The 17,264-nt window shown below is 70.7% G+C and carries 10 protein-coding genes; 4 read left to right on the forward strand and 6 right to left on the reverse strand.

The features are described from left to right. Positions 1-77 precede the first annotated feature (77 nt). Together R5W23_RS22235 and R5W23_RS22240 are read right to left on the reverse strand one after the other, a co-directional pair. Positions 78-3,965: a PAS domain S-box protein gene (locus R5W23_RS22235; RefSeq protein ID WP_320688184.1), complete on the reverse strand. Its 3,888-nt coding sequence runs from the start codon at positions 3,963-3,965 to the stop codon at positions 78-80. A 271-nt stretch (positions 3,966-4,236) separates the two neighbouring features. Then, complete coding sequence (locus R5W23_RS22240; protein WP_320688185.1) at positions 4,237-5,004, reverse strand: TIGR02996 domain-containing protein; 768 nt, start codon at positions 5,002-5,004, stop codon at positions 4,237-4,239. A gap of 97 nt (positions 5,005-5,101) precedes the next feature. Between R5W23_RS22240 and R5W23_RS22245 the strand changes: the two genes are divergently transcribed. From R5W23_RS22245 to R5W23_RS22260, 4 genes are all read left to right on the forward strand, one after another. Beyond that, entirely contained in the window at positions 5,102-5,446 is a 345-nt protein-coding gene (locus tag R5W23_RS22245; RefSeq protein ID WP_010036333.1) for a hypothetical protein, read from the forward strand. 531 nt (positions 5,447-5,977) lie between these two features. After that, entirely contained in the window at positions 5,978-7,768 is a 1,791-nt protein-coding gene (locus tag R5W23_RS22250; protein ID WP_320688186.1) for a serine/threonine-protein kinase, read from the forward strand. Between the two features lie 372 nt (positions 7,769-8,140). Next, positions 8,141-8,293, forward strand: a complete 153-nt coding sequence (locus R5W23_RS22255) for a hypothetical protein (protein ID WP_320688187.1) — start codon at positions 8,141-8,143, stop codon at positions 8,291-8,293. A gap of 36 nt (positions 8,294-8,329) precedes the next feature. After that, on the forward strand, positions 8,330-10,315 hold the full coding sequence (locus tag R5W23_RS22260; protein WP_320688188.1) for a class I SAM-dependent methyltransferase: 1,986 nt from the start codon (positions 8,330-8,332) through the stop codon (positions 10,313-10,315). Between the two features lie 184 nt (positions 10,316-10,499). Here the strand turns inward: R5W23_RS22260 and R5W23_RS22265 are convergent, their stop codons facing one another. From R5W23_RS22265 to R5W23_RS22280, 4 genes are all read right to left on the reverse strand, one after another. Beyond that, the gene (locus tag R5W23_RS22265) at positions 10,500-11,162 is read right to left on the reverse strand and encodes a response regulator transcription factor (RefSeq protein WP_320688189.1); all 663 of its coding nucleotides are present in this window, start codon (positions 11,160-11,162) and stop codon (positions 10,500-10,502) included. A 5-nt stretch (positions 11,163-11,167) separates the two neighbouring features. Continuing rightward, on the reverse strand, positions 11,168-12,541 hold the full coding sequence (locus tag R5W23_RS22270; RefSeq protein WP_320688190.1) for a response regulator: 1,374 nt from the start codon (positions 12,539-12,541) through the stop codon (positions 11,168-11,170). Positions 12,542-12,925: 384 nt separating this feature from the next. Further along, complete coding sequence (locus R5W23_RS22275) at positions 12,926-16,423, reverse strand: WD40 repeat domain-containing serine/threonine protein kinase (protein WP_320688191.1); 3,498 nt, start codon at positions 16,421-16,423, stop codon at positions 12,926-12,928. Between the two features lie 23 nt (positions 16,424-16,446). Continuing rightward, positions 16,447-17,046, reverse strand: a complete 600-nt coding sequence (locus R5W23_RS22280) for an RNA polymerase sigma factor (protein WP_320688192.1) — start codon at positions 17,044-17,046, stop codon at positions 16,447-16,449. Positions 17,047-17,264 lie beyond the last annotated feature (218 nt).

The following is a 17,264-nucleotide window of genomic DNA, read 5'->3' on the forward strand; positions in this document are numbered from 1 at the left end:
CAGGGGGCGGGGCGTTGTGGCGCAGGCCGGAACGTTCGCGGCACAACGCAACACTCGCCGGCAACCGGACGGTGATGTCACTCGCCGGGCGTCCAGGGCACGGTGATGTCGATCCGGGTGCCGGGGGGCGGGGCAACGCGCAGCTCGGCCCCGAGTTGCCGGGTCAGGCTCTCGATGAGCTGCCAACCGAACCCCCCTTGCGTACCCGGGACGAAGCCGGCCGGCAGGCCGACCCCGTCGTCGGCAACCTCGAGTTCCGCCCGGCCGTCGGGGGCCGCGCGGAGGGACACCCGGACCCGGCCGGCGCGCCCGTCCGGGAACGCGTACTTGAGCGCGTTGGTGACCAGCTCGCACACCAGCATGCCCACCGGCAGGGCCGTCTCCGCCGGCAGCGGGAGCGGTTCGGCTCGCACCTCAAGGGACACCGTCGAGATTAGCACGGAATAAGAGGTTTGCAACTCACTGACTAGTGTCTTAATGTAATCAGCTGCGTCGACCCGGGACAGGTGGTCCGCCTGGTACAGCTTCTGGTGGAGCAGGATCATGGACCGGAGCCGGTCGCGGCACTCGCCGACGGCGGCCAGCGCGGCCGGGTCGCGGAGCTTCTGCCCCTGGAAGTAGAGCAGGCTGGCGATCACCTGGAGGTTGTTCTTGACCCGGTGGTGGACCTCGCGGAGCAGCGTCTCCTTTTCCCGCAGGGACGCGCGGAGCTGGCGGTCGGCCCGGTCCCGCTCGGTGGTGTCCCGCACGATCGCCTGGAGCAGTTGCCGGCCCCCGACGGTGACGGCGTTCAAACTCACATCGACGGTGAACGGGGTGCCGTCGAGCCGGGCGTGCGTCCAGGCGAACCGCTGCGGCGCGCCGGCGAGCGCGGCGCCGATCTTCTCCAGCGCGAGCGTGGTCGAGTCGCGCCCGCCCGGCTGTTGGGGCGGCGAGAACTCGTACGGCGGGCGGCCGACGATCTGCGCCCGCGAGTCGCACCCGAACATTTCCAGCGTGCGGGCGTTGCAGTCGGAGAACCGGTCCCCGTCCATCAGGAGGATGGCGTCGCCGGAGGACTCGAACAGCGCCCGGTACTTGGCCTCGCTCTCCCGGAGCGACTCCTCGGCCCGCTTCCGGTCGGTGATGTCGCGAACCACCGACAGGGCCACCCGCTCCCCGTCCAGGTGGAACGGGTTGATCCGCACCTCGACCGGGAACGTGCTCCCGTCCTTGCGCCGGTGGGCCGAGTCGAAGGACATGGAGCGGCCGGCGTCGAGCTGGGCGAGCACCGCCGCCAAAGTGCCGGGTCCCGCGGTGGGGTCGAAGTCGCGGACGGTCATACCCAGCAGCTCCGCGCGGGTGTACCCGAGGCTCTCGCACGCCCGCGGGTTGGCGTCCCGCACCGCGCCGTCGGGGCCGTGGAGGAAGATGCCGTCGGTGGCGTGCTCGACGAGCAGCCGGAACCGGGTCTCGCTGGCCCGGAGCCGGGCCTCCATCTCCTTCCGAGCGCTGATGTCGGTGATGGTCCCCACCACCCGGGTCGGCGCGCCGGCGCCGTCGCGGGACACGACCTTCCGGCGGTCCAGGACCCAGAGGTCGGTTCCGGCCTTGGTTCGCAGCCGGAGCTCGTGCTCTTCGGCCGGTGCGCCGTCTGCGAGCGGCCGTCCTACCAGGTGCGCGTCGTCCGGGTGGACGATGGCGCGGAGGAACTCCGCCCGCCCCGGGGCGTCGTACGGCTCGTACCCGAGGAGCCGGAGCCATTGCGGGCTGAACTCGATCCGCCCGGTCGGCAGGTCCCACTCCCAGTGCCCGTCGCTGGCCGCGTCGAGGGTCCGGGCGAGCCGCTGCTCGCTGCGGGACAGTTCGGCGGTGCGGTCCGCGACGCGGCGCTCCAGCTCCTCGTGCGAGCGGCGCAGGGCGCGCTCGGCCCGCTGGCGCCGGCCGCGCTCGAGCGCCAGCGCGACGACGTTCGCGACCGCCAGCACGAACGACTGCTCGTCGTCTTTCCACGTCCGGGCGCCCGCCTGCTGGCAGCACACGGCGCCCTCGAGCCGCGCGGAGAGCAGGACCGGCGCGTCCAGCACGGCCCCGGTTCCGCCCCAGGGGGCCGGGAGCGCCGGCGCGGGGGCGTTGCGGAGCCCGAGGGACGCCAGCGTGACGACGGAGCCTTCGCGCGTGGCGTCCTCCCCGCCTGCGGTGCCGGGGAAGGATTCGTAGAGCGCCCGGCACCGGAGCGCCCGCCGGTCCGGGGTGAGCAGCCACACCGCCACCCGCTCGGCGCCCAGGATCCGGGCGGCGGCGGCACAGTACCGCCGCAAAACGGCGTCCGGGTCGTCCGCCGCCGGGGGCTCGTCGCGGATCATCTCGGCGAGGGCCGCCTGCTGGGCGCGGAGCCGCTCGGCGCTCGCGCGCAGCTCGGCCTCGGTGCGGACCCGCGCGGTGACATCCCGGGCCACCCCGAGGACCTGCGTCGGTCGCCCGTCCGCGGCGCGCTCGAACACCGTGTCGCGGCTCCGGAACCAGCGGAACGAGCCGTCCCGCGCGCGCATCCGGTACTCGAACTCGGCCACCGCGCCCGTGCCGTCCGCGCCGAGCCGCCGCAGGTGCTCGTCGAGCCGGGGCCGGTCGTCGGGGTGCATGAGCCGTGGGATGAAGTCGTGCTCGTGTTGGCGCAGCTCGTCGAGGGTGTAGCCGAGGGTGCCGGCGTTCTGGGGGCTGAGGTACACCGGCTGCTGCGCGACCAAGTCGTAGATGTACACCGCGTCGGGGATCGTCTGGTTGATCGCGGTCGTGAGCCGGTGACTCTCGCGCAGCGCGTCCTCGGCCCGCTTGCGCTCGGTCACGTCACGCCAGTTGAGCACCACGCCCCCGATCGCCGGGTTGGCGGTGCAGTTCCGGGCCACCGCCTCGACCCACATCCAGGAGCCGTCCTTGTGCGCGACGCGCAGGGTGAGCCCGGTGGGGTGCTCAGAGCGGGCGAGCACCTCGGCCCAGGCGGCCCGGGCCGCCGGGCGGTCGTCGGGGTGGGCGTAGGAGAACGCGTCGGTGCCGAGCACCTCGTCGGGCGGGCGACCGTCCAGGCGGACGTTACTCGGGCTCGTGTACGTGACGCGGCCGTCGACCGAGCAGCAGGTGATCCCCTCGTACCCGCGCTCCACCAGCGCCCGGAACCGCTCCTCCGCGCGCTTCCGCTCCGCGACTTCGGCGTGCAGCTCCGCGGTGCGCGCGCGGAGCTCGTCGCGCACCAGCGCCTCGCGGCCCGTGGCGCGGAGCAGCCACCCGCCCAGCGCGCCGGTCAGCCCCAGGCTCACGGTCACCACCAGCCACAGCCGCTCGTCGCGCGGCCCGGTGTTCACGAGGTCGAGCTGGAACATCGCCGCGAACAGCCCGAACTGGGACAGCAGCGGTAGCGCGACCGTGGCAATGCGGGGCCGCCACACCTCACGGGGGTGCGCGAACAGCCCCAGCAGCAGGGGCGCGAACACGATCCCGCCGAGCGCGTCGCCGACCCACCAGGTGAACCAGTTGAGCGGCACCTCGGCGGGCGGCGTGACCCCGGCGAGGGCCAGCGCGCCAACGCTGACGGTGGCGTTGAGCAGGGCGTGGACCGGGCCGGCGATGAGCAGGAACGAGAGGACGTGGCGCCCGCGGGTGAGCGGGGCCGGGAGCCCGACCCAGCGGCGCACCAGCCACGCCCCGGTGAGCGCCTGGAGCGCCGCGCCGGTGGCGATCGCGGCGGCCAGCTCGGGGGCCGGTTCGCCCCGGCTTAACCAGACGTTGGCCCCGAACGACCCGAGCCACACCCCGGGCCACGCGCGCGGCCCGAGCACGAGTAAGCCGCCGAGCGCGATCCCGGCGGGCGGCCAGATCGGGGTGGCGTACCCCGGCGGGATGGCGACGAGGAGGCCCAACTTACCGGCGGTGCCGTAAGCCAGCGCCAGTAGCGCGACCGCCCCCAGGTGCCGCCCCCACCCCGCATGCATGATCGACTCCCGCCCGCCGACCCGGCTCCCCGGTCCCAGGCGACCCCGGCGTCCGCCGCATCGGCGCACGGTCCGTCACGTCGGTCGGGCTCGCCCCTCCACTATACCGTGCTTGCGGCTCGGGACCGCTGCCGAAACCTTCCGCCTGAGTTACGTGGCGCGTCGGGATCAAGGGGAAATTCATACCGCGACCGTGGGCCGTGGGCATCGGACCGCACGGCCGCCCACGCACAAAAGCGCCGCCGGAACACATCTGATACGCGGTTTGGTACTAACCTCTGGGCCAGCGGTCGCCGGCGTCGGTGCGCAGGTCGGCGAGGAGGTGGGTGAGAAACGGACCGCCCAGCACCTCGTCGAACACGGACCCGCGCCGGTCCGCCGGAATCGCGCCGACGGAGCACTCGCGGGCCAGGGTGAGGGCCGGCCGTGACCCGTCCGCCGCCGCGGGCAGGCGAAGCGATAACTCGACACGCCAGTCCGTCGCGTCGCCCCGCAATCGCACAACGAGGCCGGGCGTGTCCGTCAGCTCCGCGCGCTCGATCGGGCAGCGCGCCAGGTACGCGCCGCCTTCGGTGATCCACTCCCGGAGCGCGAGTCGCACGGCGGTGACGCACCCGCGCTCCCAGATCACCGCCGGCCCGAGGGTGCGGCGCCGGCGGCGGGTCTGGCGCTCGCGGGGGCTCTCGCCCGGGACCGGCTCCGGGACGCGGGTGACCGTCACCCGGTCCGGAGCGGCGGCGTCGTTGTCCCAGGCGCATTCGGGCCAGTCCCACCCCCGGAGCCGCTTCACCTGTGCGGCCAGCACCGGCGGGGCGCTCTCCGTTTGCTCGCGGACGGCGTCGAAGAACGTGCCGTCGGTGGCGGGCTCGGACCCGCGGTACCCGGCCAGAGTCACCCCCGCCCACAGGAACCGGCCGTGCTCCCGGTCGAACGGCCGCGGGCTCTCGCGCAGCGCGTCCGCGTACACCAGCCGGTGCGTGTCGTCCGCCGGGTGGTCCAGGATGGCCGCCAGAAACGCGGCGCGGTCGGTTTCGGTCACGGCTCCCTCGTTCAGCCGGCTCGCCGCCGGTCGGGGTTTTTGTACTCCCCAGGGCCAGATAAGATGTGCTCTTTCCATCAACCTGCGAAAGCGCGCCGTGACCAAAATCGCGTACTTCTACACCGACCCCGTCGCGGCCCTTTGGATGGCCAAGACGTACCGCCTGAAACTCGTGATCGGGACCTTCTGCCTCCAATCCGAGAGCCTCGACACGTTCATCGAGATGCTCGGCAAGGGCGCGCGCCCGGACCGCATCGCGGTCGCGGCCGAGAGCGTCCCTGTGCTGGACCCCAAACCCGGCGACGTGGTTGAAGAGACGGCCAATGGGAAAACGAAGGTGAAGCGGCTGGCGACCAAGGACTTCCCCCTCACCGGGTCCAACTACGACATCCTCCAGCGGTCCGGGAAGGCGTTCATCATGCCCGAACGCGCCCGCGGCTGAGGTTCCGAACCGGTACCGCTTCCGTCTGGAATGCGGTACCGCCGTGCCTCGGTGCGTGACGCACACTTGGTTTGTTTTGCGGGGCTCCGGCACAATATCGCTCGTGCCAGTCTTGAATCCCACTTCAAGCCGCCCAGATCGACTCGCCGGGCCGACCCGATCGACATAACATCAGCTTTGCACCGCAAACTACTTCCATATCTTCAGGTGTCGTGCGAGTGCAATTCGTTCGCCGAGCGGGTGAGAAGATTTCCGGATTGGAAAACGAGTGCGGCCGACGCCCGGCGTGGTAAACTGTCTGTCGTATCTCTTTACAAGGTGCTCGTCGGACGGGCAGATGGCTCGAAGTGCGAACCGCCGGCCCGGGGCTGCGGCCGTAAGGGACCGTTGATGAGTCACGAACACCACAGCACTAATCAGCCGTGCCCGTCCCGGGCCGAATTGGCCGCGTTTCTCTGCGCCGAACTCCCGGCCCCGGAGATGGACGCGATCGGGGCTCACGTGTCGCGCTGCACGGGGTGCGAGGCGGCGATGCTGCGGATGGACGGCGCGACCAGCATCACCCTTCAGGGGGACCTTAACCGGGAAAGCACCCCGCAACTCAACCGCTACTGGACGCCGAACCGAACCCGATCCGTCCCCGGACAACTGGGGCAGTACCGACTGGCCGAGCCGCTCGGACGCGGCGGGATGGGGACCGTGTACCGGGCCGAGCACGTGCGGCTCAAGAAGCCGGTGGCGGTCAAGGTGCTGGACCCGCGGCTGGTGCGGGACGACCGCGCGGTGGCACGCTTCCAGCGCGAGATGGAGATCGTCGGCGGCGTCGAGCACTCGAACTTGGTTCGGGCCACCGACGCGGGTGAAGCGGATGGGGTCCACTTCCTCGTGATGGAACTGATCGACGGGGTGACGTTTTCCGGGCTGTTGCACGCACGCGGGCCGCTGCCGGTGCCGGAGGCGTGCGAGCTGGTCCGGCAGGCCGCGCTCGGGCTCCAAGGTGCACACGACCACGGTCTGATCCATCGAGACATCAAGCCGTCCAACCTGATGCTGTCCGCGGCCGGGCAGGTGAAGGTGCTGGACCTGGGGCTGGCGCGGCTCCGGAGCGCCGGCCCCGACGAACTGACGCGGGTCGGCGAGGTGATGGGAACGGCCGAGTACATGGCCCCGGAGCAGTGGACGCAGACCCACGCGGTCGATATCCGCGCGGACATTTACAGCCTCGGTTGCACCCTGTTCGCTCTGCTCACCGCTGAGGCGCCGTTTCCCGGCTCGGGACCGGACTCGTTTTTGCGCCTGATGTGCGCGCACCAGCAAGACCCGCCGCCTGCGATCACCGACCGCCGCCCGGACGCACCGCCGGCGCTCTGCGACCTCATGCTCCGGATGCTGGCCAAGAACCCCGACCATCGTCCGGCAACGCCCGGTGAGGTCGCGGCCGAACTGGCTGAACTGGCCGCCGGGGCCGACCTCACCGCACTCACGACGGCCGGCGCGGTCACGGCGCCGAACGTTACCCCCGTGCGACCTCATCGCCGTCCGGCCCATCGGCGGCGGTGGATCTTGGCCGCGGTGATGCTTGCCGCCGTTGCGGGCGGCGTTGGCGCGTCCCTCTTGCGAGGCCCTTTCACAGCCGCCGCTTCACGCACCGACAAGCCGGAAAGCGACGCTCCAGAACGTGACATCCCGCTCGGCCCGAACAAGTGGCATAACCTACTAACCAGACCACCCGAAAAACGATTGTGGCAACCGTTGGATGTGTCTTCAGTTCGTCTCGATGCCGATAAGGAAGTGTTAACCATCGTCACGCAACGGCCGTCATTGTTGCGGCTTGGTGACGCGAATTCGCGTTGGTACAAGGTTCAAGTTGGGTTCCGGCCGGTCCTGTGGAACGGTGGTTGCGGCGTCTATTTTGGTGGGCAGTTTGACGCCGAGAAAAAATTCGTGTGCCAGCGAATTGACTTGCAGCATGTGAGACACGGACCGGGGCTCGAATATGCGTTGCTCTGGTCCCGCTACATGGTCAACCCGGTCAAACCGGCCAAACCGGCGATCACCATTCCCAGTTCGATGGGCTTCGGGACGGAGCATGTCTCTTCACCCGCTGTTGGCGAGCAACTCATTGAGCTTGAGGTGCGAACGCAGCCCGTGAGTCTCCAAATCCGCTGGAACGGGAACGAATGCAAAAAGCTAGTGAATGATTACACTTTTGCGCAGGCGATTAAGATGTTTTCGGGTGGCGACCATTTTGCAGGTGAGTTTGGGATTTTCTGTAGCGCAACCATGACGGTCACCACGGCGCGGTACTTCATTATCGAATAAAATGGGGGGATTGTGGAGATCCAGTGTCCGACAGGTTACCTCCACGTTGTGGTCTCGGGCTCGGGCTCGGGTTCCGGCTCTGGCGTCGGTGGAACAATTTGTGTTCGCGGCTCAACCGGTGTCTTGGGTGGTACGGACGAGTGCGTCGGTAGCGGGCTCAAACCGTTCGTCCGGGTTCGTGTCCTTTCGGGGCACGTGCCTCCGCCTCCGCTGCCGTCACCGGACCCGATTCAACCAGGCGATGTCGACGCCGAGCCGGTCAATATGTATTGGTGCGCGCATAATGTGCCGGTTCCCGGTTGGAATCCTGCCAGCCCGAGCGCCGATCTCCCGCTGACCGCCATCGCGTGGTTGTGGACCGGGCAGCAGTGGATGGATCCCGTTACTCAGCAGTTCTACGCGGGCGGCACGGGCGCGGTCGACTGTTGCGCCGGGTGCCTGCCGGGAGGTGGAACAGGGGCGGCGGATCGGGCCGTCGCGTTCGATGCGTGGCCGCCCCCGCCGCCCCCGCTCCCCGCGCTCTAATGATGTCGGTTGCCCTCTTTGTTGCCTGACCACCCGATGCTCACACTGCCCCATTTCGGCCTTTACGTCATTACCTGCCCCGGTCGCGAACGTGTGCTGGACCAGACGCTCGCGGCCCTCGCCGCCAGCGACTGGCCCTGCCCGCCGAAAGTGCTTCGCCAACCGGCCGACTGGCCGGTCGGGTGGTCCAGCACGTCCCGGATGTACCGGTCCGCGCTTCAGCGAGCATGGGACGACGGGTGCTGGTGGACCGTCCTCCTCGAAGACGACGTTCGCGTCGGTCGCTTCTTCTGGGAAAACCTGACCCGCTGGCACCCGATCACGACGGGGCAACTTCAGTGGGGCAGCTTGTTCATACCGGATACGATTCAAAACCCGTGGGCGCGGCGGTGCCCGGAACTCGGGTACCGGCTCGCCCGTCCGGATCTTGCGAACGGCCCGAACTGGCGGTGGCAGAAGGCCCGGTTGTGGGGCTCACAGGCCTACGTGTTGAGCCGGGGCGCGCTCGAGATCATGCTCGACCGCTGGGACCACCACACCGGCGGGCAGGACGCGCGGGCGCTCGGGGTCGCGAACGGGGCCGGTTGGCCGCTCTGGTACGCCGAGCCGTGCCTAGTCGAGCACACGCCGGTCATGAGCGCGTTCGGCACGCCGCCGGTGTACGCGCCCGACTTCGACCTCGAGTTCCGGTTACCGACTGCCGACAGCAGCACGTACCGACACCCGGAAGGGGTGCCGGGGTGGTTGACCTACGCCGAGGGCCGCGCCCTTTGGGATCTGGCCCGCGGCAAGCGGGTTCTCGAACTCGGCCGGTTCCGCGGTCGCAGCACCGTCGCTTTGGCGCAGTCGGCGCGCGAGCTGGTGTCGGTCGATGCTCTCGACCCCGCGCCCGCGTTGGACTGGCTCCAGAGGTTCGGCGTCGCCGACCGGGTGTCCCTCCTCCAGGGACAGTTCGCGGATGCCGTATCCGGGCGCGGGCCGTTCGAGCTGGTGTTTGTGGACGGGGAGCACGACGCGGCGAACGTCCGTGCCGATCTTGCGGTCGCGCTGGCCGCGCTCGAACCGGGCGGCGTGCTGGCGTGCCACGATTACCCGGACCCGGACTGGCCGGACGTGCGCAAGATCGTGGACGCGGTTGCGGCCGAGCGCGGGCTCGTGCGGTTCCGGCAAGCGGACTACGTGGCGGCGTTCCGGTACCCGGGGCCGGACGCGCAACGCGCCCCCGAACCGCTGATTCGGTACGAACGCGGTGCGGCAGACGAAACCGGCTCCGGCATCGTTCCCGGCACGCCCATACCCCGAACCGTGTGGGCGTACTGGGAAGGTCCGCTCCCGGGTTACATCGATCTCTGCCTACAAACGATCCGCAAGTACAACGCCCGGGTTGAAGTGCTGGACCGCGCCGGGTTCGACGCGCTGCACCGGAACGACCGCGACCTGCCCATTGACACGCTCCCCCTGGCACAAAAGGCGGACTTCATCCGCGCGTACCTCCTGAGGCATTACGGCGGTCTGTACGTGGACGCGGATTGCGTCGTACTGCGGAACCTGGATTTCGTGTTCGATGCGGCGGACGCGGCCGGGTTCGTGGGGTACCGCGAACCGCTCGGTTACATGAGCAACAGCTTCATGGCGACCGCGCCGGGCGGGGCCGTGATCGAGAGCCATTACCGGCACGTGTGCGACGCCATTCGGTCCCGCCGCCCGCTCGCGTGGCTCGATCTCGGCTCGGTGCCGCTGGAGCGGTCCGTTGCCGACCACCGCGGGCAGAGCCGGTTGCTCCCGACGGAACTCGTGATGCCGCTGTCGTGGCAGCACAGTGAGCGCTTGGCGGACCGCCGGTCGGACGAGGAACATGAGGCGTCGTTTCGCGCGGAGTCCGTTTGCTACATGCTCTCGAACAACACGATCAAGAACCGCCCGGCCACGGTCGGCTTGGCGTCACTGTCGCCCGCAGAACTCCTGGCCGATTCGTACTTCCTGTCGTTCCTGTTCCGCCGTGCCTTGGGGCCGCAAAGCTGAGAGAACTGTGGTAACACTACGCTACACCCGGTCGGCTCGACTATCACCGAAGCTAACCGGGACGCAGTGCGAAAGCGGAATGACTGATGTGCCGTTTGAAGCAAACGGACACAACTGCCCGTTCGTGTATCACACGCAGCGGCCGACCGCGCCGCGGGAGCTCGGGGGCAGCTCGTCGCACCGGTCACCCCTCGGTAGGTTTCGGGGCCTCGGTGCCCGCGGGGCCGAGGAGCCCCGCCTCGATCCCGTAGCGGACGTAGTCCGCACGTGTTTTCAGGCCGGTCTTCTCGCGGAGCCGCGCCCGGTACGTCTCAACCGTTTTGACACTCAAGAACAACAGGTCGGCGATCTCCTGGTGCGTCAGCCCCTTGACGAGTAACTCGAGCACTTCCGTTTCTCGGCGGCTGAGCTGCGACCGCTCGGCGGGCGGGGGCGGGCCGTCCAGAACGTCGCCGAGGGCCGGGTCGATGACCTGCGCGCCGGTCGCGACGGCGCGGATCGCGGCGAGCAAGTCCGGGAACGGGGTGGTTTTGAGGAAGTAACCGGCGGCGCCGGCCGCGAGCGCGCTGCGCACGTAGGCGGGGTCGTTGTGCATGGTGAGCACCAGCACCCGCGTGCGCGGCGCGAGCTGGGTCACACGGTTGATGGTCGTGGCGCTACCCCACCCGGGCATCGACAGGTCCAGGCAGAGCACGCGCGGCTCGGTGGCCTGAACGCACTCGACCGTCTCCGCGCCGGACGCGGCCTCGCCGACCACCTCGAGATCGGGCTGGGCGCTGATCAGCGCGCGCAGCCCCTCCCTCAGGATGACGTGGTCGTCGGCCAGGACGATACGTGTTCGGGGCACTGGAGTCACTCCGGTAACGGGAGCCGCACGTCGAGCGCGGTGCCGCGGCCGACGGTCGAGTCGATTCGGCACGCGCCGCCGAGGACGGCGGCGCGCTCCTTGATTCCGGTCAGCCCGATGCCGCCCCCGGGTCCGGGCACGAACCCGACCCCGTCGTCGGTGACGGACGCCCGCGCCCACCCGGAGCCGGCCTCGAGCACCACGTCCACGGTTTGGGCGCGGGCGTGCTTGGCCACGTTGGCGAGCGCCTCTTGAACGATCCGGTAAAGCGCCGATTCGATCTCGACGGGCAGCCGGGGGAACGCCCCGTCGGGCACGAGCAGTTCCGCGCGCACGCCGTGAACGCGGGTGAACACTTCGGTGAGCCGCTCGAGCGCGGGCACCAGGCCCAGGTCGTCCAGCACCGCCGGGCGCAGCCCGTGGGCGAGCCGCCGGATCTCGTCCAGCGCGTCCGCCGCGACCCGCTGGAGCCGCGCCACCCGTTCGTCGCCGTCCAGCCCAGCCATCCCGACGGTCAGCGAGACGAGCGACTGACCGATCCCGTCGTGCAGGTCGCGGGCGATGCGCCGGCGCTCGTCCTCCTGGGCCGAAAGCACGCGCCGCAAAAGCTGCTTCCGCTCCTCCGCGCCGCGCACCAGTTCCGTCACGTCGCGGACGACGGCGATCCAGGCGCCCGGGCGGACCGGGTCAACGGTCGCAAGGAGGTGCAAATCTCGCACCGGGTCGTGCCCGCGCAGCGGCGCGGCGGGGCGCCCTTGCTGCTGCGCGCGGATGTCGCCCCCCAGGCCGCCCGGGAACACGTCGGTGACGTTCCGGCCCACGAGCACGTCGGGGCCGCTCCCGGCCGCCCGCGCAGCCGCACGGTTCGCCTTGAGCACGGTTCCGTCGGCGCCGAGGACGAGCAGCGCGTCGGGGCACGCGTTGAACGTGGTTGCCCACTCGGACGCGATCTTCTCCAGGGCGCGCTCGCGAACCCGGGTCCGCGCCGCTTTCAGGGCCCGGGCGACCGCCCACACGAGCGCGTCCGGCTCGACCGGCTTGGGCAGGTAGTCGAACGCGCCGCTCTTCATTGCGGCCACCGCCGCACCGACGTCGGTCGTCCCGGTGAGCAGGATCGGTAGCACCGGGTTCGCGTCGGCGACGATCGCCGCGATCAGGTCGAGCCCCGTGCGGCCGGGCATGTTCAGGTCGATCAGGGCGACATCGTAGGTGTCGCGCGCGAGGCGGTCGAGTGCCGCGCCCACACTGGCGACCGTGTCCACCGTGTGGCCGAGCGGCCGGAGCACCCTGGCCACGAGCCGGCAGATACCGTCTTCGTCGTCAACGGTGAGTATCCGACCGGTCGGCGATCCGGACGGGACGGGGAGCGGACCGGGCATCTCGGCACCTCGCCGCGGCCCGGTGCGGGCCGGCTCACCAAAGACAATATCCCAAGCGGCTCATGAGGTCAAACCGATGTCGTCGCGTGCGTGCCTGCGCGGGCGGTTTGCGGGCTTTCCCTGACGCCGCTGCGGCTGCGCACCGATGGTTCCGGCGTCGAGCGCGCCCCGCTTTCATACATGAACCCGTCTGCGGTGTCGCTTGTGTTGACGAGCCGCGACCGCCCGGGAACGGTGCCACGTAGCCCGCTCCCAGGCGGTCGCGGCTCGTCAACACAAGGGGCCGTATTACCGGGTACGTGTATCAGGCACATGGTAGCGCCCGAGAAAAATGCGCGATCAGACACCCAAACTGATGTCCCATACCGAAAGCCGCCACTGCGTCTACGGCATCGGTTCGTTGTCAGGGGATGATGGGAGGGCGGCGGAGCGACTGCTCGAGCCGATGGGGGGCACTCGCCACACGCGCAGGACCCGGTCCTGACCGACCGCTGCGACCGCGTAGCCGTCGGGCGCGAGTACAACTTTGTGGACGTTGCCCCCGCACGGTAACCGCGGGCCGACGGCCCGACCGGTTCGGGCGTCCCAGAGTCGGACGTCACCCTCCCAGCCGCCGGTCGCCAGCAGGTCACTTCCCGGCCGGCACCCGACCGCCCGGACGGCCGTTTGGTGCGGGAGCACCGCCACGAGCCCCGCGGTGGATGCGTCCCACAGGCGCACCGTGCATCGGTCCTCGAACGGCGGGCGCCCCGCGACCGTATACACCCGCGAACCGCCCGCCGCGAAACCAGCAAACCGAATCACCTCTCCGCCGTGATCGAGTTCCGGCCCGACCGGGCGCCCCGTGGCGAGGTCGTGAATCAGCGCGGAACCGCCGGGGCCGCGCTCGATCGCCGTGCGGCCGTCCGGACCGGTCAGCTTGTCCCAAGGGCGTTTCGGCCCATGTTCCCGGTCGGACACAACCCGCTGGCCGGTCGCCGCGCTCCACTGCCCGACGGGGCCGTTCGGGCTGAACAGGAACACGGTACGGCCGTCCGGGTCATACGTGATGTCGTGGATGCGGTCGCTGACCGCGATGGGGGCGCCGACCGGGGCGCCGCTGACGGTTTCATGAATTGTGGCGGCCCCGTTCGCGCAGCCGACCGTGTAAGAATCACCGCCGGGAGCGAACGTCGCCGCTGTGACCCGGTCGGTGTGCTTCAATTCGGGGCCGACGGAGCGACCGGTTGTGGCGTCCCAGATGCGGCTACGCCCGCCGTTGGGTCCAGGCACCGCACCGGCGGAGACGAGCCATCTCCCGTCCGGGCTATAGGCGACGACGGTCGGGGCCAACCCGAAGTGGGGCAGCTCGAGGTCCGGCCGGAGGTGGTCACACTTCCAGAGCCGCACCCGGCCGTCCCGGCACCCGGTCGCGAAGCCCCGCCCGTCCGGCCTGTACGCCACGGCTTGAACCGCGCCCGGGTGGGCCATTGCCGCGCCGAGCGGCCGGCTGCTGTACAGGTCCCACAACTGGGCGCAGTTCCCGCCGTGGTCCAACCCGCCCCCGCCGGTGAGTATGGTCCGGCCGTCCGGGCCGTGCGCCGCCCCCAGCACGACGTATGGGCACACCTGGGGCAGCCCGCGCCGTTGACCGGTCGCGCGGTCCCAGACCATCACCGTTTGGTTCTCGCCGCCGGTCACAAGGTGGGTACCGTCGGGGGCAAACGCGATCGTGCGAACCGCCGCCGCGTGCATGAGGGTCGGGCCGACTTGCTGGCCCGTTTTCGGGTCCCACAAGCACACCTGCCCCCCGACCGGTCCGGACGCGGACGGCGGAAGGACGCAGCCGGACGCGAGCCCGGTGCCGTCCGGACTGTAGGTGACCGCAGCCACGAGCCCGGGCTGACCGATCACGGGGGCGGCGGGGCGGCCGGTGCCGGTCTCCCAGATGCGGATTTCGCCGCGCTCGTTGGTGCCGTGAGCGCCGCCGCCGGCCGCGAACGTCCGCCCGTCTGGGGCGAACGCGACCGCATGGACCGTAGCCAGGTCGCGCAGCTTCGCGCCGATCGGGTTCCCGGTTCTGGCATCCCAGAGCTGGACCGTGCCGTCTTGACCGCCCGTCAGCAAGTGCGTCCCGTCCGGGCTCACGGCTACCGCGAGAACCGGGCTCCCGTGAACGAGTGGAGGACTTGCCGGGGTCCACCCGTCCGTGTCCCAGAGTTGTGCCTGTCCGGGCACGGGACCGGCGGGCGAGTTGGTCGACCAGCGGCCGACCAGCAGCCGGCGCCCGTCGGGCATGAACGCGATCGAGGTGACGGACGACCCGAGCGACGGGCTCACTTCCGGCGCGGCGTGCCGCGCGGACCAGGCGGCGATGTTCAGCCGGAAGGCCGGTTCGAGGGCGTCGAGCCCCGCGGCCGTCACGCGCTCAAGGCCCCGCCGCAGTCCCACGAGCCCCGCGGCCACGTTTCCGCGCTCGCACTGTTCGATGCTTTGGTCCAGGAGCAGTTCGGCGGCGGCCCGTTCCGCCTGCCGGCGCGCCGTAACCGCGGCGGCGTTCTGCTCGCGGGCGTCGGCCAGGGCGGCCACTTCGGACGCGGCCAGCGCTTCCGCCCGGTTTCGGGCGGCGACCGCCTCGCGCCACTGGGCGGCCACCAGGGCCACCCCCGCCACCGCGACGGCGGTCAGCGCCAGCAAGAGCCCGGCGATTGCGGGCCGCCGCACCGCCCAGCGGGCCGCGCGGCCGACCGGCCCGACCGGGCGCGCCCGAATCGGCTCGTGGTTCAGGAACCGCCGCAAGTCGGCCGCGAGCGCCGCGGCCGTGGGGTACCGGCGGGCCGGGTTCTTCTCCAGACATTTGCCGCAAATGGTGACGAGGTCGCGGGGCAGCCGGGGCTGCAACCGGGCCACCGACACCGGCTCGTCGTGGGCCACCTGGAGCAGCGTGTCCAGGGGCGTGGCCGCCCGGAACGGGGGGCGCCCGGCGAGCAGCTCGTACAGGATCGCGCCGAGCGAGTACACGTCGGCCGCGGGGCCGACCGGGTGCCCGGCCCCGCGGGCCTGCTCCGGGGACGTGTACGACGGCGTGCCGAGGAACATGCCGGACGCAGTCAGCGGCTCGTGCCGCGGATCGTGCGTCACCTTCGCGAGCCCGAAGTCCGAGACCTTCACCTCGGGTAACGCGGGATCGCCCGCGGACGGGTCGGAGGCGAGCAGCACGTTCGCGGGTTTGAGGTCGCGGTGCAGGATGCCGTTCTGGTGGGCGTACTCGACGGCCCGGGCGATGGCCGCCACGAGCCGGGCCGCGGTGCGCGAGGGCTGCGGGGTGCCGCTCGCCCAGGCGGCGAGCGTCGGCCCCTCGACCAGTTCGAGCGAGAAGAACGGGCGCCCGCCGTGCTCCCCGGTGTCGTGTATCTGGACGATGTTAGGGTGCCGGAGTCGGGCCAGCGCGCGCGCTTCCTGGAGGAGCCGCCCCCGCGCCTCTTTGTCCCCCCGCGGCAGCGCCAGCAGCATCTTCAGCGCGACCATCCGGTTCAGCGACCGCTGCCGCGCCTGGTACACGACCGCCGACCCGCCGCGGCCGAGTTCCTTGAGGATGTCGTACCCGGGGACCTCGGGCCAGACCTCGGGCTCCGGCGGGGGGGCGTTCCGACCGTCGGAAGGGTGCTCCCCGATCCGCGCGACGAGCGGGGCGACCGAGAGGACCGGGGTCGGGCAATTCAGGCCGGCGAGCAAGCGACCGACCGGGCCGCCCTCGGCTCGGGCGAGGCGATCGAGGGCGCGCTCGCAGGTCCGGCAGGTCTCGACGTGGGCCCCGACCGCCGCCGCCTCCTCCGCGCCGAGTTCCTCGCGCAGCATCCGTTCCAGGGTCTCGGCGCCGGGGCAGTTGGTGGTCTTGAGCATGTATCGGTTTCTGCCGTTGGCGGTCAGCCGGTGTCCAGCCGGGCGATCTCGTCGCGCAGGAGCCGCTGCACCTTGCTGCGCGCCACGTACACCGTGGCCAGTTTCATCCCGAGCCGCCGGGCCACGTCCGCGCCGGGCCGCTCCTCAAGCGCGAGCAACCGGAACGCCTCCCACGTCCGCGGCTCGACCCGGAGCCGCACCCGCGCCATCGCCTCGCGCAGCAGCTCTTCGTCGTAGGCGTCTTCCAGGCACCGGGTCAGGGTGCCCCGGGCCGCCACCTCGTCGAGTTGCTCGCACGTGGCGCTGTCGCCGGACCCGCGCCCGGGGCGCCGGTTCTTTAAATCGACGTCGTACCAGACGTGGTGGGTGATCGTCTTGAGCCACGCCCGGAAGCTCTGGGCCGGGTCGTACTCGAAGTCCGGCAGCCGGGTGGCCATTTTCATCAGCACGGTCTGCGCCACGTCCTGGGCGTCCGCGTCCTGGAGCCCCCACCCGCGGCACCACGTCAGCACCTTCGGCCCGTAGTGCGCGACGAACTCGGCCCACGCGTCCGGGTCGCCCGGGCGCCGGCGGAGGCGCCCGAGGAGCGTCACCCGCGTGAGTGATTCCGGGCTCCCGCTCATGGATGATTACTCGCCGAACGGCCGAAACCTAATTCCCACATTTATACCCCCGCCCCGCGGGCCACACAATCAGGCCAGGCGACGTGAGCCGTTGGCTGCGGCACCCGAACCGAAACGGCCGTTCGGAGAAAAAATGTTGAAGGGCGTATTAGGTTCCGGGGGCACAGCCAGTAATCTCCCTGACGCCGGATCCGCCCGTAGCACCTTCTCTCCTTATC

Origin of the sequence: Gemmata algarum, assembly GCF_034097035.1 — a bacterium.
In the GTDB taxonomy this organism is placed as follows: domain Bacteria; phylum Planctomycetota; class Planctomycetia; order Gemmatales; family Gemmataceae; genus Gemmata; species Gemmata algarum.